Raw genomic sequence first — 23,682 nt, forward strand, 5'->3', positions numbered from 1 at the left:
CGTTTTTGGTTCTTAAGTAACTATTTTACATTTCAGGAAGGGAAACGCGGACAGGAATCGAACATATACTATGGCATATATAAAACGCTTTCATAAGGTGGTAACCGTCATGCTCACCCGTTGGATTCAACAGATATGGACCTTCGGTCCCGTCAAAGTGAAGGTGATAATCACCGCCTGCCTGCTGGCTATCGTTCCCATAGCCATTCTCGGGATGACGACTTATTTGCTGGCCAGCCACACCCTGTTCAAGGAAATCGGCAAGGCGAACCGCGAGACGGTCAAGCAGGTGCAGGAGCGAATCGACGATAAGCTTGTCAATCTGGACAAGGTCGTGCTGCAGCATGCGTTTAATCCGCTGTTCAAGGAATTTCTGTCTCTCGACAAGCCATATGAGGACCCAACCCGCTTCCAAGCGATCATGACGATCCTGACATCGATGGAAGGGCTTATCAATGATACGGACGGTGTCTATCTCTATATGACCCGGCAAAATCTGATCGTAAACCCGAGTCAGGGCATTGCCGACGCAAGCCGCCTGCATCCCTCCGTTCTGGAACAGATCCAGAAGCATAACGAGGACTTCTTCTGGATGGATCGAATCCGTTCCGTGCCCAGTATACCAAGAGGCGGAACCCATGTCGTCACCTTTGTCCGGAAGCTTCCCGTTTCTGCGGAGAAGCCGCTCGGTTATCTCATTATCGAATTAAACGACCGCGCTCTGTTCGACGTCTTCTCCCACATGCAGTTCGGTCAAAGCGGCGAAATGCTGATCGTGACGCCGACCGGTAACATTTTGTCCGATTGGAACAAGCATCTGCTGGAGCCGGACTTCAGCAATCCCGTGCTCCAGCGGCTGACGGCCTCCGACGCATCGGAGGAGATGTATTCCGCCACCATCCATAATCAGGAGCTGCTCATCAACTACTTAAAGTCGGATTACAACGGCTGGCGCTACGTATCCGCGGTGCCGATCCGCGAGCTGACCTCCAGCATCCAGTGGATCAAGCGAGCGACGCTGGCCGCCAGCCTCATGCTCGTCCTGATCAGTATCGGCGCTGCCGTTACGTTATCCGGGTCGTTTGTCCGCAGGCTTACCGGCATTATCGATCTCATCCGCAAAAAACACGCTGGCCTCCCTATCCCGCAAGCGGGGATGAATGAATTCGGCCTGCTGCGGCATTACATGGAATCGCTGCATACCGCGAACCGTCATCTCGAGCAGCAAATGCTGGAATCGATGCCTCTGCTCAGAGCGAACTTCCTGCAGAAGCTCGTCACCGGCACGCTGGATGCGAAAGACGTGGAGGAGAAGCTACGCTATTACGGCATCGAGATGCCTGCCGCATACTATACGGTGCTGTATGTCGAGCTCGATCATATGCGGGGACAGACCGAGCAGGATGTTCAATTGTTCACGTACGCCGCCATGAACATCGCCAAGGAGCTGCTGGTGCCGCGAGGTCACGGCGCGGTCTTTCAGACGCAGACGGATCATATTGCCGTCGTGCTGAATCATGGCAGCGAGAGCTCCTCCCCTCATGAGCTGAAGACAAACGCCTTCATCCTGGCGGAGGAGCTGCGCGATGTCATCCACAGCCTGCTGCGCATTACGGTGACCATCGGCATCGGCCACTGCTACCGCGGCCTGGAGCAGCTGAAGCTTTCCCGCAAGGAAGCCGAGGAGGCGCTCCAGTACCAGATGGTGCAGGGCTGCGGCAAGGTCATCTACATCGGCTCGATGCTGCCCAAATCGTCCTCCTACGAATACCCGATCGAGCAGGAGCAGTATATTCTGACGGGAATCAAGCTCGGAGCTCTGGAGCAGGTCGGCCAGCAGGTGGACGCCTTTGCGGCCAGGCTGACCCATGACCAGGAAAGCGGCAGCTACGAATATGTGCAGCAGGCTTTTGTCCAGCTGATGGCGGCTTCGTTGAAGACACTTTTCGAGCTGGATCCGGAGCAGGGCCCCAAGCTGTTTCATTATAATGTATATCAGCGCCTTGGACGGATGCGAACGAGTGAAGCCATCGTCAAATGGCTCAAGGAGGAAATTTACCCGACCCTCATTCAGCATATCATCCAACGCAGAAATGTCCGCCAGCGGCGGACTATGGAGAAGGTGCTCGACTACATTCATGAGCATTATGATGAAGACTTATCCCAGCCGCTGCTTGCGGACATGGCCTCGCTGCCGAATTCCCAGTTCAGCCATGTCTTTAAAGCGGAAACCGGTATGACGCTGACCGATTACATTATTGCGTACCGCATGGAAAAAGCGAAGGAGCTGCTGCGCGGCACCGACCTGAAAATCGCCGAAATCGCAGAGCGGCTGTGCTATAACAACCCGCAAAATTTCATCCGCGGCTTCAAGCGGCTGTGCGGCATTACTCCCGGTGAATACCGGTCAAGAAGCGTGGCCGAGGCCGTGACTGAATAAGTTCAGGAAGAGTATAGTTTCCAGATAGGTGGCCATCCTAACATTAATTGTGCGAAAAGAAAGGTGGCTTTCCTCCATGATTCAATGGATTAAGCAAGTCAATCTGGTGCTTGCGTTCGTGCTCTTATTCGGCTTTCACGGCCTGCTCTACTACTCGCTGGGAACGGCCAGTTGGTTTATGGTCACCCTGCTGGCCTCGGCCGTTGACACGGCAGTGCTGGCTGTCGCGCAAAGAGTGCTTCCCGCCAGAAGCCGGCAGTCCTAAGCCGGCCTTATCCGTTATAGCCCTGATCACCGAAAGGCTGCAGCTTCTCGATCCAGCGCGCCTCCATGGCCGCAAGCTCTTGGGTGATCTCGGCGTGCCCTTTGCCGCTGTCCGGCTTCAGCTCTTCCAGAACCGCAAACTCGAACGCCTCCTCGCCGAACTGCTTCCAATCCTTTTGCAGCTGCTTGTTCCGGCTGCTTTTTTGCTTGAGCTCGAATTCAAGCCGGTTCCAGATGGCATCCAAATTGATGCTGCTGCCTACAAGCATCTTCCCGTTCTCTTTATTGCGCAATTGATAAACACCCATCGGATGCGCCTTCTCCTGATAAGAGGTTTGCAGCTCCTTGCGGCGTTCGTCCGTCATAACCGGGACGCCCTCTTTTACCCAGTACTTGCTGCCGTCCTCCTCCCGATCCATAAATCCGTATTCGATCAAATAACGTCTTAAGGTGACATAATCGTGATAAGCGGCATGCAGAACCGCATTCACTTCCTTCTCCGTATAGCGTTTTCCCGCAGTAAACCGGTTCATCAGATGACGCAAAATGGCAATTTTCCGTTTTTCTCTCTTCGGAAAGGTGCTTAAAGGGCCATCCGGACCTTCTTTGAAATAGGTTAGGACAAGGTTTTGAAATTCTTCTTCAGTCAACGCATATCTTTCATCACGCATGGTCGCCGTCCGGTGTACCTCCACCAGCTGCTTTTTCGACTTATCTGCCCCTTTGCCTCCACCGCCGGCCTGCTTCTGCTCCAGCAGCTCCATAATGGCCAGGAAGAGCTTTGCCTGCTTCTCTTTCTCTCTGAGCGCAAACCGGTGGTTACGGATCGTAGAAGCGCTGCCTCCGTCCAGCTGCTTCACAATATCATTATCGCTATAGCCGTCGTAGAACAAATGAAGCAGATTTTTTTGCAAATCCGTGAGCCCCGTCAATTTCTTGTTAAGGCCTAATAAATAATCGAACATGGAGCCATGCTCCCGGGGGATGTGGAGCTTCGCAAATTTCTCCGCCTCATAAAATTGCCCGTCCTCGGCAAAAACCATTCCTTTTTCAAATGCTTTTCCGCATACAAGACATATATAGGATTCCGAGCTTTCCTGGAACGTATATCCTCTCACAATCTCATGAAGCGGCGCTTTCAACAGCTCATCCGTCTGTTCCAATATAAACACTTCCTTGTTTTGTTTGTTATTTATATAGATAATATAATATTTTGTTAGTTATTATGTCAAGTTATCCGCATAAAATAACCCCACAAAGTGGGGCTTATGCTTCGAGGCGGACTCAGGTACTTTGCGGGGACCCCGAAAGGTTATAAATTTTGATATGTTAAAAAAAGGCAGCCCGGCCGCTCAAAGCCGATGCTGCCAAGCTTAGTCCTCCAATTGAACGACGAGCTTCCCGTCTCTTTCCGCAATGCGGTATTCCGCAAGCCTTTTGGCCGGGATCGTCAAACAGGCGCCCGTATGCTGATTAAATGTCCAGCCGTGCATCGGGCAGACCAGCTCTCCATCCTCCCATTCTACCATCTGCCCCGCATGAGGGCATCTGCGCGACACCAGACGGTACTGCTCCCCGTCCTTGAGCACATAACAGGGGCGCCCCTCGACCTCAGCCTCAGCAGGCACCGGCTCGAATTGACCGGCGGGTTCAAGTACGATTTCTTTCATGACGTTCCTTCCTTTCCTTACTGCAATAGAGTCTTTTCCAGCCGACGATATGTATTCGCGTTCTCTCGGAAATTCCCTTTTTTTGCATGTATTTCGGATTCCGTCACAACTTTATGAATTCTTGGTTCGGGATATTGATTAAATTTCAGATAACCGCTAATATTAATCCTTGTGTCAACAAACCGACCGAAACGAGCGATGACCCGGAGGTGAAATCCCCATGCAAGAAACAGAAGCCAAAAAAGCCGATTTAGCGCCCGTACCCATCTGGAGATGCAGAAACAATGAGTGCAAGTCCTGGATCCGTGAAGAGATGGCTCCCCCTTCTCCCGTATGCCCTTTGTGCAGCGGCGCCATGATCAAGAGCATCAAGCATCTTCCCAAGCTGATGAAGAAGTACAAAGCGCCCAAAAAATAAAGGAGCTTCCCTAACCGGCTCTACATATGAATAAGAAAACGTCTATCGACGTCCTTTCATGGATGTTCGACCGCATTCAATTGTCTTGTTTATCACGATTAAAAAGCCGTCCTTCTCTCTCGGAAGGCCGGCTTTCATTTACTAGCTGCGGAATTCGGGAGAACTATGGCCCGTACGCTCCAGCTTCTCAATTTCCATGCAAATTTCATGCTGCCACTCGATGTCGTTCGTCATCGATGCGGCCAGCGATAAGTTATAGAGCCGCGACAGTTTTCTCGCGTAAATCGCGTTGTAATGCAGGCATGCGGACATTTCGGACTCCTCGTCTTCCGTCAGCTCTCTCTGCTTCTGGAGCGTCCACAGCTCCGCCAGTCTCCAATGGACCGATAGCATGATGTCTTTCCTCCCCAACCTATGAATATAGTTATAGTATGGACAGGGTAAAAACAATTTAGACGAGTTCCGTGCCTTTTATATGGAACATTACATATTCTACTTGCGTATTTCTTATTATACTTTCAAATCGAACTTGCGAGGTGGGTACGATGTATCTGTTAGCGATATTGCTTCCTCCCGTGGCGGTGCTATTCTGCGGCAAACCGTTCCAGGCGCTGCTCAATCTGATTCTCACGCTCTTCTTCTGGCTGCCGGGCGCTATTCACGCCTGCATGGTGGTACATGAACGGAAGCAGGACAAACGTGTGGAGCGGATGGAGAGAATGTTTCACAAATAAGCACATAAAACAGGCTGCCTGGGGCAGCCTGAGCTTGTCGAGAAAGCCTGAAATTGTGTGATACTCATGTGATACTCCGCTGGGATATCTTCCTCCAGCCGCTGTTGAAATCCGTGAATTGGATTAAATCTAAAGGTAATTTCACGAATTTCAAAGGGGGACGTAAACTAAGCGTTTTTCGAAGAAAAACGGGCTTCGTAAGCTTAGATACCCCACCTGCGTTGGTACGCATGGTTCACTTAGGCTTTCTCGACAATCCGACAGGCTGCCCGAGGCAGCCTGTTAATGTTTTGTATGCACATGAGCCTTCAACGGGCCCACGACCAGATTCATCCCGTCGACCAGCCCTTGCAAATAAATAATTTTGTCCTTATGGTCATGCTCCTCCGCAGCGACCTCCGACAGCTTGCGTCTGAACTTGGTCTGCGTCTCTTCCAAATTATGCACGATCTCGGCAAGCTCCGTCACGGCCTTGCGGCAAGCGCTGAAGTCATCTTCGGTAAAAAGCTCCTTATTGCGGCTGATCAGGTCGTCGATAAAATCCTCGTAGTGGTTAACCATCCGTATCCCTTCCTCCTCCTTAGTCTCCCTATTTTCTGACAAGAGCCGGGTTCCTATACATACAAGAAGGAGGTGGTTACAGACCTTAATGCCAAGATTTATTCTCTGCCGCAGCCGCGCTGGCCACAGCGGAAGGCATCGTCTTTTTGCCCCGCAGCACGGAAATCGCAAAGCTGGCCAACAGAACGATTGCGCCGAACATGTAAGGGAAGCTCAAATTCACATCGTACAAAATTCCCGCCAAAGCCGGACCGAAAATGTTGCCCAAGCTCATGTACGCGTTGTTCATTCCGGCAACGAAGCCCTGCTCGTCGCCTGCCATTTTGGACAGCATCGTATTCAACGCCGGACGCATAATCGAAGTAAACGTGAAGAACAGCATCGTAATCAGCAGGACGTACCAGAAGTTGCCCGACATCAGCATCAGCACAAGACAGACGGCGGACAGCAGGAAGGTGCCGTTAATCAGCGTTCTCTCCCCGAAGCGGAGAATGAGCTTGTTAATGAAAACCCCTTGAACCAATGTACCGATCAGCGCGCCGACCGTAATCAGAATCGAAATGTCGCGCGGCGTGTAGCCGAATTTTTTGTCCACGAACAGCGGGAAAATCGCTTCAAAGTTGACAAGGCCGAAGGTCATTGTAAAGACCAGCAGCAAAATAATAAAATACGGCGCTTTGAACGACTGGGCAAATTGCTTGAAAATATTGTCCTTCTTCACCTGCTGGCTGCGGTGAGCCATCTGCGCTTCCTTGGACAAGGATTCCGCAAGGAAGAAGATGGAGCCGACCATCGCCAGGAAGCCGACACCGGCCGAGACATAGAACGGCGTCCGCAAGCCGAGCTCTGCGAGAAAACCGCCGATGCCGGGTCCGACGACGAATCCGAGCGACATGGCTGCGCCGAGAAGCCCCATGCCTTTACCGCGGTTCTGTTCCGTCGTAATATCGGCGATGTACGCCATAATCGATGGAATCATCGTGGCCGCGCCGATCCCCCCGAGCAAACGGGAAACATACAGCATCCAGACCGAGCCCGCCAGAGCGAATACCAGGTTGGACAGCGTGAAGAGCGCCAGCCCGGCTACGATCATTTTCTTGCGTCCGTATTTATCGGACCATTCTCCGGCAATCGGAGAAAAAATAAATTGGGTGAGGCCGAACGCGGCAACCAGATACCCCGCAACCTTCCCCCCAGCGTCAAATTCTTTTAGAAAATCCGGCAGGACCGGAATAATAAGTCCTATTCCCAGCATGGCAATGAACATATTGACCATTAAGAAAAGCAACGGCGGCTTTTTGTCAGCAGCTGCTCTCATATAGAACAATCTCCCCTTTATTTCCGTTTATTTCCATATCTTTTCATCCATCGTGGCATGGATCTCCTACCCGCAAGTCTAAGTATATTCTACAGATCGACTCGGAGTCAATTTGTAGACCTTGACAGTTTTTTGCTTCTCGCACTATCATGGGATAAGTCTTCACGAAGAGTCTTACTAATGAACGGAAAGAAAGGCGGGCACACTACGCTCATGCCACGAAATATCGAACGGGATCTGGAGCTGCGCAGAGAACGCTGCGAGCAAATTTTGACTGCGGCGTTGGAGCTGTTCGCCAAAAACGGATTAGCCGACACCAAAATCTCCGATATCGCCAAAAAAGCCAAGATGAGTCACAGCTTGGTTTATAATTATTTTCATTCCAAAGAAGAAATTTACATTACGATACTGGAACGGAACCTGTGCCGGCTGAAGCTGCTCGTGGAGCATGCCAAGTCACAGCCGATTGATGCTTACGGCCAGCTGGCGCTGATTGCCGAGCCGTTTCAAACGGGTCAATGGAACGACGCTATTTTCCATCAGTTATTCATCGACCAGTTCTTCCATTCGGACAGCGTAGGCCAAGAGCTTAAGGATTCGGTGAAGGGGAAAATAAACGAGAATATTCAGCTTATTGCCTCCATCTTCGTTGAAGGGCAGGAGAAGCGGCTTTTTGTCCGGGAAGACCCGCAGCAGCTGGCCTTTCTGTTTCTTAGCTTTATCCACTCGATTGTCATCGCTGCAAGCAGAGGATTGACATTATTCGAAAAGCCTTTCGATAAACAGATGCTGAAGCTTTTTTTGCTCCGCAACGAAGAATGAAGGATTTGTGCGGGGGATTGTCCGCCCGTCTGCAAGAAGGAAAGAGAGCAATAACCTGGGGGAATATTGAAGTGAGGCGGGGCTTTGACTAACCATGGGAAAGCCTGGGCGCTGGGGGGAGCAGAGAGCTTAAGTCCATCCCCAGAAAAAACCGTCCCGGTCCCAGGCGACCCGGCCCCCGTGCAGCTTTTTGAATATTTTTTTAACTTCCTTTGCAATCGAGACATTGCCATTCTCATTCGTATAGATGAAGCTTTCTCCGTAATGCTCCGTGATATAGCGTACCGCTTCGCTCTGATACAGGATGCCGGCGAACTTGACTTCCTTCAGCATCCACTGGGCGACTTCCTCTGCCGTAATATCCATCGTTATGCTCCTTATGATCTGTCATTTCTGCTTTCTCTGTCTTCTCTATGAATCTTGACGCCCCAAATGGTATCTTTCCTGTAACTTCCTGCTGTCTGAAGAGACGGTATTCTCTCATCCGACGGATAGTGCGTGCCAAGAAACTGCGCGAACGCGTCGAGGAATCTCAGCTCCGCATTCAGCTCGTTGTATTCGCTGGGATAGGCCGCAAGCCGATCGAGACAGGCTTCCCACAACGGCAAATCCTCCGGCGTGCTTCGGCCTTCGCGCTGCTTGAGGACAAGCTGCCTTAATCCGTCCGCAGCTTTGCCGAGCGGCCCCGACCGTTTCAGCCGTTTATTGACCACGGCTAGAATCAGAACAAGAAGCGCTGCGCCCAGCCATGCCATCCAACCTGTCACACCTTTTCACCTCGTTCATCCCCAACGTCCGGCTGTCCCGTACTGTATCCTAACGATCTGTTACGTTTGGGGAAAGCTCGTTTTCCCCTGCTGCTTGATCTTCATATACTGTACAATATACCCGTCCAAGGTCCGGCTGATTTGCTGTACCTCGGGATGCTGCAAATTAAACTTTTGTCTGACCGACACATCGATTAACAACCGCTTCAATTCCTCAATTATTTGGCTCAGCCCGTCCTGATCCAACCCTTTTCACCCGCCTGCTACCTTTACGAAATCCGTCCGTGCGATTATGCCTGTCATATGGAAGCTTATTCCACAATCCGGTCCTGTCGACTGCTTTTTTTCAGCGTACCGAATCATTATACCTTTTAGCACATTGTTTCACAATATGGAAAGCCTTGCCTTTTTCGTGAACTTCTTCAGCTTTCGTAATATGAGCTTAAATGAATAAATACATGCACAGCTGCTGCGAATTTGCCGCGAGTTTATCAGCTCCGACGGGCTCCCCGGATCAGCCAAAGATTAGAAGGTAGCTACTTACCCTGACGTTAGAGAAGAACCTCATGGTTACTAAATGAACTCTTTTTCAGTTCTTACCAAAAATAGCAATTGTACATATAATAGCTATGTGCATGAAATAGAGAACGATAGAGGAGGCTGTGAAAATGAAATATAGAAGGTTAGGAAACAGCGGATTAAAAGTCAGCGAAATCAGCTTGGGCAGCTGGCTGACTTATGGAGGCTATGTCGGCGACGACCCTGCCGTGAAATCGATCGAACAAGCCTACGATCTCGGCGTTAATTTCTTCGATACAGCGAACGTGTACGAGCGCGGAGAAGCGGAAAAGGTGATGGGTAAAGCTTTGTCCCGTTATCCGAGAGAATCGTACGTTCTCGCTACCAAAGTATTCAACACGATGGGCGACGGGCCGAATGACCGCGGTCTATCCCGCAAGCACATCATGGAACAGGCGGAAGCCAGCCTGAAGCGTCTTGGCGCCGACTACATCGACATTTATTACTGCCACCGCTACGATCCGCAAACGCCGCTCGAAGAGACGCTGCGCGCGCTGGACGATCTGGTTACTCAAGGCAAAGTGCTCTATATCGGCGTGAGTGAATGGACGCCTGCGCAAATCGTAGAAGCCTACGCCATTGCGGACAAGCTGCTGCTCGACAAGATTATCGTCAACCAGCCTGTTTACAATCTGTTCAACCGTTACATTGAAAAAGAAATCATTCCGATCGGCGAGTCCAAAGGCTTCGGCCAAGTCGTCTTCTCTCCGCTTGCCCAAGGTCTGCTGACAGGCAAATACCGGATCGGCCAGCCGGTTCCCGCAGACAGCCGCGCGGCCAGCAAAAACTGGGATGAGAAGCGCCTGAACGAATCGTCGCTCCGCAAAGTCGATCAGCTCGGCAAAATTGCCGACGAGCTTGGCATCAAGCTGTCCCAGCTGGCGATTGCGTGGATCCTGAGACAAAACAACGTAGCCAGCGCCCTGGTAGGCGCAAGCCGTCCGGAGCAAGTTGTTGAAAACTGCTCGGCCAGCGGCATCGAGCTTAGCGGCGATGTGCTTCAATCGATTGAAGCCATTCTGCAGGACTAAGGGACGCAAGCAGCGTGCTGCTGTTCCTTTGAACGGCAAGCACGCATTAAATAAAAGAGCTGTTTACAACCGGTTCTCCGGCGTAAACAGCTCTTTTGTCGCTTCGGCTGCAGGGCAAGCCCCTGCGCAGCATCCGCCTATGCTGCCTATTGGACGACCCAGTTGCCTTTGCGGAACACCGGCTCAACCGTACCGTCCGGCAGCTCGCCGTCAATGTCCAGCTCGGCGGAGCCGACCATAAAGTCGACATGTGTCAGGCTGACGTTGGCTCCGGCGGCAAGCAGCTCTTCCTTCGTCATGGACGTGCCGTTCTCCAGCGTGAACGGGTAGGCGCTGCCGACCGCGAAATGGCACGACGCGTTCTCATCGATCCCTGTATTGTAAAATACGCGGTTCAGGTTGGAGATCGGCGAGTCGTGCGGCACGAGCGCCACCTCACCCAAATAGCTTGCGCCTTCATCCGTCTCGAACAGCGCCTTCAAATATGGCTCGCCCAGCTTGGCCGTATATTTCACGATGCGCCCCGCCTCGAAGGTCAATGTAAATTGGTCGACAAGCCGTCCGTTCAGGTTCAGCGGCTTCGTGCTTGTAACCGTACCTTCTACACCGGTCCGCTTAGGCATGGTGTACACTTCCTCAGTAGGCATATTCGCGACAAAATAAACTCCGTCGTCGTTCGTCGTGCCGCCGCCGTGCCACACATGCCCTTCCGGAAGCTCCACCGACAGATCGGTGCCCGGCGCTTTGTAGTGCAGCCTTGTATATTTCTTCTCGTTCAGGATCGTCTTGACGCTCTTCAAGCGTCCGATATGCTCTTCCCAAGCGGTGATCGGGTTCTCCCGGTCTACCCGGTTCATCCGGAAAATCGTCTCCCACATCACCGGTACCCGCTCTTCCTCGGGCAGATCTGAGAATACTTTGGACGCCCAGGCCCGGGTCGGAGCTTTGACGAGGCACCAGCTGAACTTCTTGTTACGGACATAGCCTTGGAACTTGGCTCTGGCGACCGCAGCCGCTTTCGTGGCAGCTGTGACTTTATCGGAATCGATGCCCTGATACAGCTCCGGATCCGGCACCTTAATGTTCAACAAGGCGCCTCCGCCTTCAGCCAGCTTCTCCATCGTTGGAGGAATCCACTCAGGATAATAGGCGAAGGTGCTTTCCTCCGCATACTGGAACCGGTTTCTCGTCACCTGCTCGTCATCCCAATTGACCTGCACGTACTTGGCCCCTGCCTGATAAGCCTTCTTCACTACCTGACGGGTAAATTCCGCCGCCTCCAACGGGGATTCGACAAACAGGATCTGGCCCGGCTGCAGGTTGACCCCCACCCGAACGACCAGCTCCGCATATTTTTCCAGGCTTTGTTCAAACGAACTCATCTTTATTCCTCCTATGATCGTCTTATCGTGCTGTCTGAAAGTTAGTTGTCCGACGGCCACATCGTTTGATGGTAGGCCATGTCCCAGAACATATATTCAAATCGGGTCGTATGCAGGAAGATCTCCTCCAGCCGGCGGCGCTCCGCTTCGGAAGCGCCGCCGGCCAGCTCATCCATCAGCCCGATACACCACTTGGCGAGCGAACCAAACTCCTCGGAGCTGTACATCCGGACCCATTCCCCGTAATACTCATGCTCGGCTGCGCCAGGAATCCGGTTCAGCTCCGTCCCGATATCCCAATAGCTCCACATGCAGGGCAGCAGCGCCGCTACCAGATGAGACAAGGGGCCGTTCTGCGCTGCATGGAGCATATAATGCGTGTAGGCCAGCGTCACCGGAGACGGCTTGGCGGCTTCCAGCTCCGCCTCGGAAATGCCGAATCGGGCGGCATACGTCCGGTGCAGCGACATCTCCTCGTTCAGCGTTGAATCCAGCAGCGAGGCGAAGATGCCCATCGTCTTCAAGTCGGAGGCTTTCACCGCGCCCAAAGCGAACAGCTTGGCATAATCGATTAAATATAAGTAGTCCTGTATCATATAGAAGCGGAATTTATCGAGGTCAAGCGTGCCCTTCCCCATGTCCACAATAAAAGGGTGCTCTTGGTTTTTGCGCCAATCCGCCTTGAACTTGGCATACAAATGCTCCGTAAACTTCATTTTCTCGTATGCCCCCATTCATAGATGAATTGCAGTATCACCTTCGTAAACTGGACCAGCTGCTCAATGGAAAGCTGCTCATTGACTGCGTGCGCATGCGCCAGACTGCCCGGTCCATAGATCGCGGCCGGAATGCCGGCGTCCCCGAACCATCCGCCGTCCGTTACCGTAGGCGAGACATCTACCTCCGGCTGCCGCCGGAAGACACTCTCATGCGCATGCATCAAGGCTTGGGTTCCCCGATGCTGCGGATCGACCTCGAGCGCCGGGAAAATTTCGCCCCGGTCCTCGATCATGGATGAACCGCCCCAGCGGAACTCCGGCGGGTTTTCCCTTAGCCACGGATCGGCTGCAGCCACGCTGAGGATATCGGTCCTCAATTTCACGGATGACCTGCTCATGCGTCTCATTCGGATAGAAGTGGACGGTGATCCACAGCCGGCACTCATCCGCGATAAAGGCCGCATGCCTGCCGCCTTCAATCACCGCAGGATTGATCGTGTTGGCCCCCGGCGCGACGCCCGGATAGCTCTTCATGACCGCCCAGTGACGTTCCAGCTCCTGCAGTCCCTGCTGAACCTTCATCATCTTCTCGATCGCGCTGGCACCGAACAGCTTCCCGCCCGGATGGATCATATTTTTCCGCGTCGCATCGTGATGCGTCTGCTTGCTCTTCACCGTAATCCATCCGGTGATGACGCCGCCCTGGCCCTGGATATGCAGGTCGCTCGTATCGACGACGACGGCAAAATCCGCGGCATATCCGCGCTTGCAGCATTCCAGCGTCCCCGCCTCGCCGACCTCTTCGCCGATGACGGATTCAAACGTGACGTCCCCTGGCAGCCGTATGCCCGCTTCATGAAGCAATTGAAGCGCGAACAGCGCGCCCGCCAAGCCCCCTTTCATATCCGAAACGCCGCGGCCGATAATCTTCCCGTCTCTGACGATCGGCGTGAAGGGGTCTTTTTCCCACGGCTCGTCCTCGCTTACCTCCGCTACGTCGATATGCCCATTGATGATCAGGCTCTTGAAACGGTCCGGTTCGGTACCTTTCAGCACGCCTACCACATTCGGATCCCCTGGGTAAACGTCCCATTGGTCCACGTCGCATCCCATGTCCCGCAGCATGGAGGCGATAAACCGCTGCGCTTCCTCCGTATTTCTTGCAGGCGGCGACGGCGTCTTGAAGCGGACCAGCCGCTCCAGCAGCCCGATCAGCTCTTCCTGACGACGGTCTACCTGCTGAAGAAGGCCTTCCAGCCTCTCGTTCATAGGCTCTTCTCTCCTCCCCTTAACCCTGAAAATAAAAATACGCCGTCCTTCGTTCCGGACAGCCGTGTCTATGTAGGTTCACTTGCGCAGAAAGATAGCCTATAGCAATACTGTAAAACCAAGCTGGCCGGCCTCATGCACGTAAAATTTTAACATACAGGCCCGGTCAATACAAACAAACCGTTCCCCTGGGCGCCATTCTGTGCTTTAATAGAATTTGGGCGCATAAGCACCGTAATACAGCGCTTCCTTATGTATGCAATAGATGTGAATAGGAACTGTTCAACCAGATAGGAGCTGCACTTGTGGACAAATCATACCGATGGATTTACCTGGTCCTTGCTTTTGTAGTCGCCTCATGGGGACTCAATATTGTTATGGTCAAATACTTGACCGAAACCGCGCCGCCTTTTCTGGTCGCTGCCGTCCGGATGCCTCTCGCCGGTCTCGCGCTGCTGCCGTTCGCCTATCGCAGGTACGGCTGGTATAAGCCGACGGCCAAGCAATGGATGCTGCTGATCATGATCGGCATTACCTCGATCTTCTTTCACCAGCTGTTCCTTGCCTCCGGCGTCGTCACGACGACAGCCACCAATGCCTCGCTCATTCTCGGCCTCAATCCGCTGACAACCGCGCTGCTTGCCGCTTTGTTCGTCGGAGAGAAAATGAGCTGGCGCCTGTTTCTCGGCATTATGGCCGGATTTACCGGCGTTGTGATTGTCGTTCTCTCCAGCTCGGCGGATGCGGCTATCGAAATGTCCGGAATGGGCGACCTGATCATGGTTTTGTCGATGCTCGCCTATGTCGTAGGCGGACTGCTGATCAAAGCGATCTCGGGAACGAATATTCCCACACTGGTCACCACAGCATATTCCACTATTATTGGAGGCATTATGCTGAATATCGGAGCCTTCATCAAATTCGGCCCGACGGCTTACAGCAGCATTCATTTTAACGGAACGGGCTGGCTCGTCATGCTGATGTCCGCCTGGATCGCTTCTTCCCTCGGGACGCTCGGCTGGAATCACGGCATTAAGCTGCTGGGGGCCAATAAAACGGCCATGTTCATCAACGGGATGCCGTTCGCCAGTATGATCGGGGCGGTGCTGTTCCTGCATGAACGCATCCACTGGATTCATCTGCTTGCCTTTGTGCTGACGACGGCGGGAATTGTGATCGGAACGTATCAGGTGAAGCCTAAGCCGCCGGCCGCCCCGCAGAAGGGCGCCGTTATTTCAGGCTCAAGCAAGCTCTAGCATAAGCTTCTCTCTCCGGAGGCCGGATTTCGACAGCGGCTGCAAGAGGTTATTCCAACGAAGCGTCACATATATTCAGGGGTTCTTCAACAAGCTCAACAAGCCGGCCTACAATTAGGCCGGCTCGTTCTATTTTGCGTCAATGCTGCCGTTATTGCTATCGCTTAGGCTGAATACATTTCAGCAGGCAGCCGATAGTGGCAAGATGCATCGTCTCGTGAACAAAGGTGAAGTTAAACAGCTCACCGGCCGTCTCAAAGCGCAGCGGCCCAAAGACCATCGGCTCAGGCAGCCGGGCATCCAGCAGATGCGGGTCCACTTCGGCTATGCGGTTCAGCTGTGCCGACATATATTGAACCAGCTCTTCTTTCGTCGGCGGGGATACCTTCCAATCCGACGGCTTCGTCCCTGAGGCGAATAAGCCTGCATAATGCTCCGGAAGCTCCGAATTGAACGGAATCGCCATCGCCAGGAAGAAATCGAGGGTTACGAGCGTATGACCTGTATTCCAGCGGATCGTATTGCTGAAGCCTTCCGGCTGCGAGTCGAACAGCTCCTCGGGGATGGCCTCCACCTGTTGAAGAAGCAGGCTGCGGACGGTTTGGGCAGTGCGGATGATCGTTTGAGACATGGACGAACATCTCCTTTTCCTATGTGTGGTGGTGTTGACATGGCTATCATACCTGCCGATTCACTGCCAGCACCACGCTTTTCACTGCCAAACGGTGCCACTTACGCCGTTTCTTCCTCTTTTTTGGGCACCATCGCGTATTTTTCCTTCAAGGACAGAGCGACAAGCTTGGCCGCCGCATTCTGCCAATTGTACAGCGTCCGCTCGGGGACATAGGTGCGAAGCCAAGCCAGAGCCTCACGGGAAGCCGCATCCAGGTGCTCCTCCGTATATCGCAGACTGTAAGGCTTGACTCCTATCACATAGGGAAAATAAAGGGCGTTGTAATACTTCCATTCATCCGAGGTGCCGAACGCTTCATCGCTCCTAGGCTTCAATTGAACGATGCATTCGAGCAGCGCGGATTTCAGCTCATTCGCCCGCTCCAGCACTTCATCCGTGCCGCCCCGCTCCCTGATTCGCCGGCTGATCCATTCCATCTGCGTCAACGGGCTCGTAGCCAGACGCTGCAAATCGCCGAAGTGGCTCAAAGCGCGCCGGGTATAACGGAACAGATCCTCCTCTTGGATTTCCTCGGACGCGGCCTCTTCATCAATCCGGGTCTGAATCTGCTCGACCAGCCGCAGACGGCTTCGCTCCTCCCGCAAGCCGGGAAAAGAGACAAAAGCAATCCGGCCCAGCAGCGCGCGAAGCGAAGACAAGCATACCTGCACTGCGATGGATACCGCCAGACTGGCCAGCAGCAGGATAAGCGTCGTAAACTGCAGGCCTGCCTGCCAGAATATAACCAGCGCGACCTGGCCTGAGAACAGCAGCGTGAAAAATACCGTATAGTCCAGGGAACGAAAAAAATCCGGCAGCCAGCTTTCCCCCTGCGCTTTAATTTCTTTTACAGCGACCCAGCCGGCCAGCAGCGCCAGCAGCACGCCGCCCGCAAGGCGAAGGAGCATACTCCAAGCGGAAAAAGAAGGAATGAGGGCTAACCCAAGCAAGCAGCAGGTATAACCGATGAACAGTCCTACCGGCTTCCGTAGAATCTGGTAGGGCCTGCCCTGGCTGTCGTCCCTGCTTTTCCAGAGAAGCATGGCAAAGCCAAGGAACGAAAGGCACGCAGCGGCCGTTTGAAGCGCAAGGAGAACCGTTCCCGCAAGCTCTGTCCCGGCCAAGGGCATCAGAACCGCCGCCCCCAAGCCGAAGGCATAGACCAGAAGACCGGCTCCGGCAGCAGCCATGCTTCTGTTGCGGAGATCCCGCTGAAGCAAATACATGCCGAACCACAATAGAAACGCATAACCTAATACAAGTGAGATGAACAAGGCAGCAAACTCCTTTCCGACCGGCGCAGCAAAAGCGCCTCATCCTTTTATGGTAACACAGATGGGAAAAGGTGGGAACGGAGGAGGGTTTGAAAGAGCAGAAGAGAAACGGAGGCTTCCCCTTCCCCGGTGGCTTCTTAAGCAATTGCATGTATAATAAGAAGACCGGATACATATTAAGGCGATAAGGGTGATCGACATTGGATTTCACACTGGATAAGATCGAAGCGAAGGTTGAATTTTTCCAAGGCTATGATTTAAAGGCGCTGGAACGCCAAATCGAGCAGCACATCGATTTGAACAAAGCGCTGCTGCTGGAGGTGCATTCGGTGCAGCATCAGGTTACCTTCGACCTGAATGCCAATAAAATGCTGTACACGGCTCTTGTCCACTTTAAACTTAAATAAACATGTAAAGAGGTGCTTTGATTTGAAGCTTTATGTTGTCATCTCCCTGCGGGAGGAAGAAATGGAGAACGTTCTCGTCACGGCGGAGGAGGAGAAAGCGCTGGCGGCCACGACCGCCGATTTCGACGATTGCGACGCTTTGTTCCTGGAGGTATGGGAAGACGGGGCCAAGATTGACGATTATCGGCTTCAATAAAACCGTCCTTTAACGGCAAAAATCCCCCCACAAAGTGGGGCCAGGCTGTCGAGAAAGCCTTTTCTAAGTGAACCATGAGTACCAACGCAGGTGGGGTATCCAAGCTTACGAAGCCCGTTTTTCTACGAAACACGCTTAGTTTACGTCCGCCTTTGAAATACGTGAAAATACCTTCAAATCTAATCCAATTCACGGATTTCAACAGCGGCTGGAGGAGGATACCCCACCGGAGTATCACACAAATTCTGGGTTTCTCGACAAGCTCATCCCACAAAGTGGGGCTTAGGCTTCGAAGCGGACTCAGGTACTTTGCGGGGACCCCGAAAATTTATAATTCTGATATGTAAAAGTAAAAAAAGCCGCTCCATCTGCGGAGCGGCCACTGAGAAACGAGCGGAGCGTGCGGAAACGTTCTGTAGAAGCGCAAACGCTCGCCTTTGTCCCCGGATTTCAACCGCTAAAAGCGGAAGAAAATGAAAGAAATTCGGGGACAACCGCGAATCGTAAGCATGTTCCGTACGCGCAGCAAGGAGTTTTCAGCGGCCTCATCTGCAGATGGCCGGCCCCTTTTGTCCGCCCGCAAAGCTATGGGCATCGGCATTCAAGTCAATGCCCGGCTGTGCGCGGCGGGATTATTTTATCAACTGCACTAAGCTTCAGGTGCTTATTGCTCCGCCTCGGCTACATGCTCCTTACAGAAAGCATCCACCTGCTGAAGCTCTTCCTCTTCCAGGTCAAAATCAAGATACCGCTCTTTGCCCCGTTCATAAAGCTCATACTTCACAATGCCCGTGCGGGCCTCATCTACAAGGTAAATGACGCGTATATACAACCCGTTCTCGGAGTACAATTCATCGTCTTCCTCAACCTCGATATCCAGCAAAAATTCATACCGCTTCCCGGCAAGAATGCCGAAAGCGGCCCTTCACAAATTCCACACTGTAATCGGTAATCGTTAGCATATTATCATCCTTCCTTCTTCCTTATTATACATAAAAACCGGGGGAAGAAAAGAAAGGGCATGCGGTCAGCTGCCGATGGTCAGGCCTATCGTCGTATCTCCGAGAGGAAACCGTTCCATCCCCGCCGCTTGCCCGAAGGCCAGGCCGGAGAGAAGAACGCTTTGCCGGAACAGCCCGTCGAACCGCTGCAGCGCGCTCCGTGTGGAGGCGTCGGCATCGATCGTCAGAAGAATGCGCCGCTCGATCGGCAGATTCAGCTTTTTCCGGTAATCCTGCACGGCCCGGATAATCTCGCGAACGATTCCTTCCTCTATCAGCTCCTCTGTCAGAGACGTATTCAGCGTCACCGTCAGCCGGTACCCCGATGCGGAGGCGTAGCCTGCTTTCGCGTGCTGATCGACCAGCAGCTCTTCAAGCGGCAGGTACAGCTTCGTGCCGTCGTCCAGCTCCGCTTCCAGGCTGCCCGTCTCCACCGCAAGCCTTGCCGCCTCCGGAGCCAGCTGCTTCAACGCCTGCTGGATCGCACCGACCTGCTTGCCGTACTTTTTGCCCGCTGCCTTCAAGTTCAGCTTCAGGCTATAGTCGGTTAACGAGCCTGCGCCCGCCTCCAGCCTCAATGTCTTCACATTGATCTCATCGCGGATCAGCTCGGCGAACCGGTCCAGCCGGAGCTCGCTTTCCGTTGAAACAATCAGCTCGGATAGCGGCTGGCGGGTTTTGAGTCCCGTATCGTTACGGATGCTGCGCGCCAGCTCAACAATACTTCGCGCATCGTCCATATCTTTCTCCAATGCGGTGTCTATAAGCCCCGGGTCCGCCTGCGGATAATCGCTCCAATGGACGCTGCCTGCACCGCCGAGATTTCCATACACATCCTCGGCCAGGAAAGGCGCATAAGGCGCAATCATTCCGGCTAGCGTCAGCAGCACCTGGCGCAGCGTCTGGTACGCGGCCAATTTGTCCTCCGTCATCTCCGAGCCCCAGAAGCGGTCGCGGGAACGGCGGATATACCAGTTGCTCAGCTCGTCGACGAACACCTCGATCTGCTTCGCCGGATTCAGGAAGTCGTTCGCATCCAGCCCCTTCACCACCTGCTGAAGCGTGCTGTGCAGCCGGGATAAGATCCACCGGCTCAGCTCGTTGGCCGATGGACGCTCCGGATGCCCGCCGGGCTGATACTGGTCGATTCTTGCATATAACGCATAGAAAGCGTGCGTATTATGAATCGTATCGATCACTTTCGATTTGGCCTCCGCGACGATCTGCTTCGAGAACCGCTTGCTGCTCCATGGCGCGCTGTCGGACAGAAGCGCCCAGCGCGCCGCATCGGCACCGAACTCGGCCAGTATATCCCAAGGATCGATGACGTTGCCTTTGCTCTTGGACATTTTTTGGCCGTTCTCATCGAGAATATGCCCCGTCGAGATGACCGCCTTATACGGCAGCTGGCCGTTATATAACGTCGAAACTGCCAGCAGGCTGAAAAACCATCCCCGCGTCTGGTCGATCCCCTCGCAGATCATGTCCGCGGGATACTGCTCCCGGAACATCCGCTCATCCCCGAACGGGTGATGATACTGCGCGAGCGGCATCGAGCCGCTGTCGAACCAGACGTCGATGACCTCCGGCGTCCGGTCCGATCGTCCCGCCGCAGCTGCAGCGCAGCTTGACATCATCGACGTACGGCTTATGCAGCTCCAGATCGGGCGAAAGCGTGCCGACCGCCAGGTCATACAGCTCCTGCCGGCTGCCCGGAGCTGCTTCCGCGCCGCAATCCCTGCATATCCATAAATTCAGCGGAGTTCCCCAATACCGGTTGCGGCTGATATTCCAATCGACCAGATCCTCCAGAAATTTGCCGAACCGGCCTTCCCGCAAATGGCCCGGATACCAGTTTACCCGGCTGTTGTTCTCAATCAGCTGTTCCTTTACGGCGGTCGTCTCGATAAACCAGCTCTCCATCGCATAGTACAGCAGCGGAGATTTACAGCGCCAGCAGAACGGATAGCTATGCTCATACCTTTCTTTGGCGAAGAGCAGGCCGCGTTCGGACAAGCTTTTGATGATGTCGACATCGCAATCCTTGACGAAGCGTCCGGCATAGTCTGTCACAACGTCCATGTACTGCCCCGCGGCATTCACCACGTTTACGAAATCAAGCTTATGCTCGCGCGTCGTACGGTAATCGTCCTCGCCGTGGGCCGGAGCGATGTGGACGATCCCGGTCCCGCTGCTGTCGCTGACATAGGCGGCATCGACGACCCGGTGCCCTTGCTGTACCGAAATATAGCCGAACGGAGGTTCATAAGCTGCCCCTACGAACGATGCGCCCGAATGGGTGGACAGGATCTCGTAGTCGCCCTTCAGCACCTTTTCCGCCAAATTCTTGGCTATCACATACACTTCGCCTTCGTGCTTGACCTTGACGTATTCCAGCTCGGGATTGACCGCCAGAGCCACGTTCGCAGGCAGCGTCCACGGAGTCGTCGTCCAAGCGAGAAAAGTATAGCCGCCTTCCCGGCTTCTGAACTTCACCGTTGCGCTCAAATCTTTAACATCCTCATAGCCCTGCGCCACTTCATGAGAGCTGAGCGTCGTCTGACAGCACGGACAGTACGGGCTGACGCGGTGCCCTTTATACAGCAGCCCCTTCTGATGAATGACGGATAAAATGTGCCACACGCTCTCGATATAATCGTTCGTCAGCGTAACATACGGATCGTCCATATCGGTCAGTAGCCGATCGCCTCGGTCAGCTCTCGCCACTGCTTCTCGTATTCAAATACGCTGTCCTTGCACTGCTGCACAAACTCGGCTACGCCGTAACGCTCAATATCCTGCTTGCCGGAGATACCCAGCTTCTTCTCCACGCCAAGCTCGACCGGCAGTCCGTGCGTATCCCACCCTGCTTTACGGACGACGCGGTAGCCCGACATCGTTTTATAGCGGCCTATGAAATCCTTTATGACTCTGCCGAGCATATGCCCGATATGCGGCTTCCCGTTTGCGGTCGGCGGCCCTTCGTAGAACACGAAGTTCGGCTTCCCTTCACGCCGCTCGATCGATTGGCGGAACGTCCGCTGATCCTTCCACTGCTCCAGCACTCTTCGTTCCCGGTCTCTCGCTTGTTCTTTGACATCGACTTGCTTTGTCATGGGAATCACCCTTTCCTTGTTCTGCTTCTCTGAAAATCTTCCTGAACACAAAAAAATCCCGTCCCCTAAGGGACGAGATGTTCACTCGCGATACCACCCTTGTTTCATAAAGCCGCCTCGTGAAAATAACGATTCGCTTTATGACGCTCCACTACGTACAATCATACGCGGCCCTTGTAACGGCGGGATCCCGGGTCGGCTTACTTCGATGCTTCGGCCTTCCTTCTCGGAGAGGATTTTCCGCTAATCGTTGAACGTCGGCTTTCAGCACGGGGCCGACTCTCTGGGGAACAACCGATTAACCTACTCTTTCTCGTCAATGAATTTAATTTGGATCATTCAATTTATATAATTTATACAACTTTTCGAAAAAGTTGTCAAACGATTTCGCGCCTATTTCTGAATTTAACGCTGCCGGCCGTGAATGGCTGCCTGTCCGGTCTGCCGCAAGGACGATCACTCCGCCCGGCCGCCGTCTCCCGCCGGAACCGAATCGTAATCGATGGATTCGCTCAAATGTCTCCATTTGGCATCCGAAGCGATCCGCGCCTGATCTGCCGCTTCCGCATGGCTGACGGCGTCGGTGCCGAGCAGCAGCCGCAGCGGCGGCTCCTCGAGATCGGTCAAGCCCACGATGACCTTCGCCGCTTTGACAGGGTCGCCCGTCTGCAGCCCCGAATACCCGGAAAACATCCGCACCAAGGCTCCGACCGTTTGCTCATACGGCTCGCTGACCGGCGGAATGGTCATGGAAGAGCCGGCCCAGTCCGTACGCAGCCCGCCCGGCTCAATTACCGTCACCTTCATCCCAAACGGAGCTACCTCTTGGGCAAGCACCTCGGAAAATCCCTCGACAGCCCATTTCGCGCTCTGATAAGCCGCCAAACCGACCGTACCGATTCTTCCGCCTACCGAGGAAATTTGAATAATATGCCCTGATCCCTGCTGTCTCAGAACAGGCACCGCAGCCTTCGTCATATAGACAACCCCGTAGAAATTCGTGTCTATCTGGGCGCGGAAATCATCCAGCGTTACATCTTCGATGGAGGCCACATCGCCATAGCCCGCGTTGTTCACCACAACATCCAGACGTCCGAACGTGTCTACCGCGGCTTTAACCGCTGCCTCGGCGGCAGCCGGATCGGTAACATCCAACGCTATCGGATGAATTCGGCCGCCGTAGCGTTCCTGCAGATCGGCCAGCTGCTCGGGTCTGCGCGCCGTGGCAATCAAGCGGTCCCTTTTTCCAACACCTGTTCAGCAATGCGGCGCCCTAGGCCGCGCGAGCTTCCAGTAACAAGCCATACTTTTGATTCGGACATAATGCATTCTCCTCTTCCTTGGAATGACGAATAATTTATAAATGATCGTTCATTTAATATATTACAAAAAAAGCAGGTCCTGCTTGCTGACTTTGTCTTTTACACGCACACGATTCGTATAAGCATTCAACTGCATAAAATAAATGCGAAAATGGCGTCACACCATGATTCATTCTCTGCGCCGATCCATGCTGAGTCGGATGAATCACATAAATCAAATGATCCAGCCCGTTTCCTGCAGCAAATGACAAATGCCCCGCGGTATATCCTCACCTCCTCGATTTAATTAAATAACCGTCTGGTTCATTACTTCCAATGCCAGTGAAAAAGCCTATGCGGCTATGAGCCAGCTGTCTGAGTACAGGCTGCAGCTGATCTCTTGAACCAATAATAAACGATCGTTCAGTTATTGTCAAACCAAGCTCTGGGATGCGGTCTGCCACTCTCATAAGCTTGCAGCATG

At 53.4% G+C, this 23,682-nt stretch carries 22 protein-coding genes, 4 pseudogenes and 1 other annotated feature; of the genes and pseudogenes, 10 read left to right on the forward strand and 16 right to left on the reverse strand.

The window, feature by feature from the left end; translation table 11 throughout:
- The first annotated feature begins 109 nt into the window (after positions 1 to 109).
- Both ACHHV8_RS21260 and ACHHV8_RS21265 read left to right on the forward strand, forming a co-directional pair.
- Positions 110 to 2,440, forward strand: coding sequence for a helix-turn-helix domain-containing protein (locus ACHHV8_RS21260; protein ID WP_395161338.1), 2,331 nt, complete (start codon positions 110 to 112; stop codon positions 2,438 to 2,440).
- A 76-nt stretch (positions 2,441 to 2,516) separates the two neighbouring features.
- Positions 2,517 to 2,705, forward strand: a complete 189-nt coding sequence (locus ACHHV8_RS21265; RefSeq protein WP_395161340.1) for a hypothetical protein — start codon at positions 2,517 to 2,519, stop codon at positions 2,703 to 2,705.
- 379 nt (positions 2,706 to 3,084) lie between these two features.
- Here the strand turns inward: ACHHV8_RS21265 and ACHHV8_RS21270 are convergent.
- A pseudogene (locus tag ACHHV8_RS21270) lies at positions 3,085 to 3,876 on the reverse strand (DUF2087 domain-containing protein); the annotation flags it as partial.
- Between the two features lie 201 nt (positions 3,877 to 4,077).
- Complete coding sequence (locus ACHHV8_RS21275) at positions 4,078 to 4,374, reverse strand: Rieske (2Fe-2S) protein (protein WP_395161342.1); 297 nt, start codon at positions 4,372 to 4,374, stop codon at positions 4,078 to 4,080.
- Between the two features lie 220 nt (positions 4,375 to 4,594).
- On the opposite strand from ACHHV8_RS21275, the gene ACHHV8_RS21280 reads away from it, so the two are divergent.
- Positions 4,595 to 4,792 carry a cold-inducible protein YdjO-related protein gene (locus tag ACHHV8_RS21280; RefSeq protein WP_395161344.1) on the forward strand — a complete coding sequence of 66 codons (198 nt, stop codon included), beginning with the start codon at positions 4,595 to 4,597 and terminating at the stop codon, positions 4,790 to 4,792.
- A 141-nt stretch (positions 4,793 to 4,933) separates the two neighbouring features.
- On the opposite strand, the gene ACHHV8_RS21285 is transcribed toward ACHHV8_RS21280, so the two are convergent.
- Positions 4,934 to 5,185, reverse strand: coding sequence for a DUF7667 family protein (locus ACHHV8_RS21285; RefSeq protein WP_395161346.1), 252 nt, complete (start codon positions 5,183 to 5,185; stop codon positions 4,934 to 4,936).
- A gap of 152 nt (positions 5,186 to 5,337) precedes the next feature.
- Between ACHHV8_RS21285 and ACHHV8_RS21290 the strand changes: the two genes are divergently transcribed.
- Positions 5,338 to 5,526 (forward strand): YqaE/Pmp3 family membrane protein, encoded by a 189-nt coding sequence (locus tag ACHHV8_RS21290; protein ID WP_395161348.1) that lies wholly within the window; start codon positions 5,338 to 5,340, stop codon positions 5,524 to 5,526.
- Positions 5,527 to 5,808: 282 nt separating this feature from the next.
- Here the strand turns inward: ACHHV8_RS21290 and ACHHV8_RS21295 are convergent, their stop codons facing one another.
- Both ACHHV8_RS21295 and ACHHV8_RS21300 read right to left on the reverse strand, forming a co-directional pair.
- On the reverse strand, positions 5,809 to 6,087 hold the full coding sequence (locus ACHHV8_RS21295; RefSeq protein WP_395161350.1) for a hypothetical protein: 279 nt from the start codon (positions 6,085 to 6,087) through the stop codon (positions 5,809 to 5,811).
- Between the two features lie 85 nt (positions 6,088 to 6,172).
- Complete coding sequence (locus ACHHV8_RS21300) at positions 6,173 to 7,405, reverse strand: MFS transporter (protein ID WP_395161352.1); 1,233 nt, start codon at positions 7,403 to 7,405, stop codon at positions 6,173 to 6,175.
- A gap of 180 nt (positions 7,406 to 7,585) precedes the next feature.
- Here ACHHV8_RS21300 and ACHHV8_RS21305 point away from each other — a divergent pair, with 180 nt between their 5' ends.
- Complete coding sequence (locus tag ACHHV8_RS21305) at positions 7,586 to 8,227, forward strand: TetR/AcrR family transcriptional regulator (RefSeq protein ID WP_395161354.1); 642 nt, start codon at positions 7,586 to 7,588, stop codon at positions 8,225 to 8,227.
- 129 nt (positions 8,228 to 8,356) lie between these two features.
- On the opposite strand, the gene ACHHV8_RS21310 is transcribed toward ACHHV8_RS21305, so the two are convergent.
- The 3 genes from ACHHV8_RS21310 to ACHHV8_RS21320 are packed head-to-tail and all read right to left on the reverse strand — an operon-like array spanning position 8,357 to position 9,240.
- Positions 8,357 to 8,593, reverse strand: a complete 237-nt coding sequence (locus tag ACHHV8_RS21310) for a DUF6953 family protein (protein WP_395161356.1) — start codon at positions 8,591 to 8,593, stop codon at positions 8,357 to 8,359.
- A gap of 11 nt (positions 8,594 to 8,604) precedes the next feature.
- Positions 8,605 to 8,994, reverse strand: coding sequence for a hypothetical protein (locus ACHHV8_RS21315; protein WP_395161358.1), 390 nt, complete (start codon positions 8,992 to 8,994; stop codon positions 8,605 to 8,607).
- A 60-nt stretch (positions 8,995 to 9,054) separates the two neighbouring features.
- On the reverse strand, positions 9,055 to 9,240 hold the full coding sequence (locus tag ACHHV8_RS21320) for a Spo0E family sporulation regulatory protein-aspartic acid phosphatase (protein ID WP_395161360.1): 186 nt from the start codon (positions 9,238 to 9,240) through the stop codon (positions 9,055 to 9,057).
- 422 nt (positions 9,241 to 9,662) lie between these two features.
- Between ACHHV8_RS21320 and ACHHV8_RS21325 the strand changes: the two genes are divergently transcribed.
- On the forward strand, positions 9,663 to 10,604 hold the full coding sequence (locus tag ACHHV8_RS21325) for an aldo/keto reductase family protein (protein WP_395161362.1): 942 nt from the start codon (positions 9,663 to 9,665) through the stop codon (positions 10,602 to 10,604).
- Between the two features lie 146 nt (positions 10,605 to 10,750).
- On the opposite strand, the gene ACHHV8_RS21330 is transcribed toward ACHHV8_RS21325, so the two are convergent.
- From ACHHV8_RS21330 to ACHHV8_RS21340, 3 genes and pseudogenes are all read right to left on the reverse strand, one after another.
- On the reverse strand, positions 10,751 to 11,986 hold the full coding sequence (locus tag ACHHV8_RS21330) for an aminopeptidase (protein WP_395161364.1): 1,236 nt from the start codon (positions 11,984 to 11,986) through the stop codon (positions 10,751 to 10,753).
- Positions 11,987 to 12,027: 41 nt separating this feature from the next.
- Positions 12,028 to 12,702 (reverse strand): thiaminase II, encoded by a 675-nt coding sequence (gene tenA / locus ACHHV8_RS21335; protein ID WP_395161366.1) that lies wholly within the window; start codon positions 12,700 to 12,702, stop codon positions 12,028 to 12,030.
- A pseudogene (locus ACHHV8_RS21340) lies at positions 12,699 to 13,974 on the reverse strand (acetylornithine deacetylase). The gene tenA and the pseudogene ACHHV8_RS21340 overlap by 4 nt, the downstream one beginning before the upstream one ends.
- 305 nt (positions 13,975 to 14,279) lie before the next feature.
- On the opposite strand from ACHHV8_RS21340, the gene ACHHV8_RS21345 reads away from it, so the two are divergent.
- Complete coding sequence (locus ACHHV8_RS21345) at positions 14,280 to 15,230, forward strand: DMT family transporter (RefSeq protein WP_395161368.1); 951 nt, start codon at positions 14,280 to 14,282, stop codon at positions 15,228 to 15,230.
- Positions 15,231 to 15,387: 157 nt separating this feature from the next.
- Here the strand turns inward: ACHHV8_RS21345 and ACHHV8_RS21350 are convergent, their stop codons facing one another.
- A complete protein-coding gene (locus ACHHV8_RS21350; protein ID WP_395161370.1) occupies positions 15,388 to 15,861 on the reverse strand; it encodes a DinB family protein in 474 nt (157 codons plus the stop codon).
- 101 nt (positions 15,862 to 15,962) lie between these two features.
- A complete protein-coding gene (locus tag ACHHV8_RS21355) occupies positions 15,963 to 17,177 on the reverse strand; it encodes a hypothetical protein (RefSeq protein ID WP_395161372.1) in 1,215 nt (404 codons plus the stop codon).
- A 200-nt stretch (positions 17,178 to 17,377) separates the two neighbouring features.
- Between ACHHV8_RS21355 and ACHHV8_RS21360 the strand changes: the two genes are divergently transcribed.
- The 3 genes from ACHHV8_RS21360 (at position 17,378) to ACHHV8_RS21370 (ending at position 18,433) form a co-directional block, all read left to right on the forward strand.
- Positions 17,378 to 17,584, forward strand: coding sequence for a DUF2536 family protein (locus ACHHV8_RS21360; RefSeq protein ID WP_395161374.1), 207 nt, complete (start codon positions 17,378 to 17,380; stop codon positions 17,582 to 17,584).
- Between the two features lie 22 nt (positions 17,585 to 17,606).
- Positions 17,607 to 17,780: a hypothetical protein gene (locus ACHHV8_RS21365; RefSeq protein ID WP_395161376.1), complete on the forward strand. Its 174-nt coding sequence runs from the start codon at positions 17,607 to 17,609 to the stop codon at positions 17,778 to 17,780.
- Positions 17,781 to 18,253: 473 nt separating this feature from the next.
- Complete coding sequence (locus ACHHV8_RS21370) at positions 18,254 to 18,433, forward strand: hypothetical protein (RefSeq protein WP_395161378.1); 180 nt, start codon at positions 18,254 to 18,256, stop codon at positions 18,431 to 18,433.
- A gap of 11 nt (positions 18,434 to 18,444) precedes the next feature.
- Here the strand turns inward: ACHHV8_RS21370 and ACHHV8_RS21375 are convergent.
- The 3 genes and pseudogenes from ACHHV8_RS21375 to ACHHV8_RS21385 form a co-directional block, all read right to left on the reverse strand.
- Positions 18,445 to 18,742: pseudogene (locus ACHHV8_RS21375) on the reverse strand (DUF6509 family protein).
- A 65-nt stretch (positions 18,743 to 18,807) separates the two neighbouring features.
- Positions 18,808 to 21,897 (reverse strand): annotated as a pseudogene (gene ileS, locus ACHHV8_RS21380) (isoleucine--tRNA ligase).
- Positions 21,898 to 21,962: 65 nt separating this feature from the next.
- Positions 21,963 to 22,226, reverse strand: a binding site (T-box leader).
- Between the two features lie 127 nt (positions 22,227 to 22,353).
- Positions 22,354 to 23,130 (reverse strand): SDR family NAD(P)-dependent oxidoreductase, encoded by a 777-nt coding sequence (locus ACHHV8_RS21385; protein WP_395161380.1) that lies wholly within the window; start codon positions 23,128 to 23,130, stop codon positions 22,354 to 22,356.
- Between the last annotated feature and the right edge of the window lie 552 nt (positions 23,131 to 23,682).

Source organism: Paenibacillus sp. TAB_01 (assembly GCF_043945595.1).
In the GTDB taxonomy this organism is placed as follows: domain Bacteria; phylum Bacillota; class Bacilli; order Paenibacillales; family NBRC-103111; genus Paenibacillus_S.